This window comes from Paraburkholderia sp. 31.1, from assembly GCF_014397645.1.
GTDB lineage: Bacteria > Pseudomonadota > Gammaproteobacteria > Burkholderiales > Burkholderiaceae > Paraburkholderia > Paraburkholderia tuberum.
The window spans coordinates 1-689 of the sequence record NZ_VZQN01000191.1; the positions used below are offsets into that span (position 1 = coordinate 1).

A 689-nucleotide genomic window follows, 5' to 3' on the forward strand; every position below is an offset into this window, starting at 1 on the left:
ATGGACGTGAACTGCAATCTCTGGAGTGCGGATCAGACGGCGCTGAGCGAATGCTCAAAGGACCTGGATCTGATTGCCGGATTGGGCGTGGGTACGGTTCGCCTCGGCGTTTCGTGGGACTTCATGACGCTGGCCGACGGCAGCACGCTGGACCCCAACAAAGTGGCCTTTCTGAAGTCGCTTCTGAACGCCGCACGCACGCGCGGCATGAAGATTCTTTTCCAGGTGGGCATGTACGCGCCGTCTAGCGCATACCAATGCCCGGCCACCAGGAATCCGCCGAGCGCATCGTCACCGCGACTCGACTTCTGCGACGCGACGTTCACGAAGTATCTCGGCTCGCTCATGGACGTCGTTCTGCCCTTTACGGCCGACATCGAACTGTTCAATGAGACCAACTGGTCGTTCTCCGCTTCGGACCCGTCTTACGGCGACCCGAACGGTATCTCCGGATACATTCTGAATCGCAGCAAGACGCTCTATTCGGAAGCCAGGCAGATCCTGAACACGAAAAGCCAGTCGGGCTACAAAACGGTTCTGCACACTCAGGGCATCTCGTACTTCTACAACTCGGCGTACCCGAATAACGGCTGGAAACCGCCCGCGGGCAGCGAGCTGATCCAGGCGACCGACTACATCAAGGCAATGGGTAACAACACGAAGAGTGCTTCCAGCCCGTTGAACACCAC

General features: G+C 58.3%; 1 pseudogene. It reads left to right on the forward strand.

The features are described 5' to 3' along the window. A pseudogene (locus tag F6X37_RS35955) lies at window positions 1–689 on the forward strand (hypothetical protein); the annotation flags it as partial.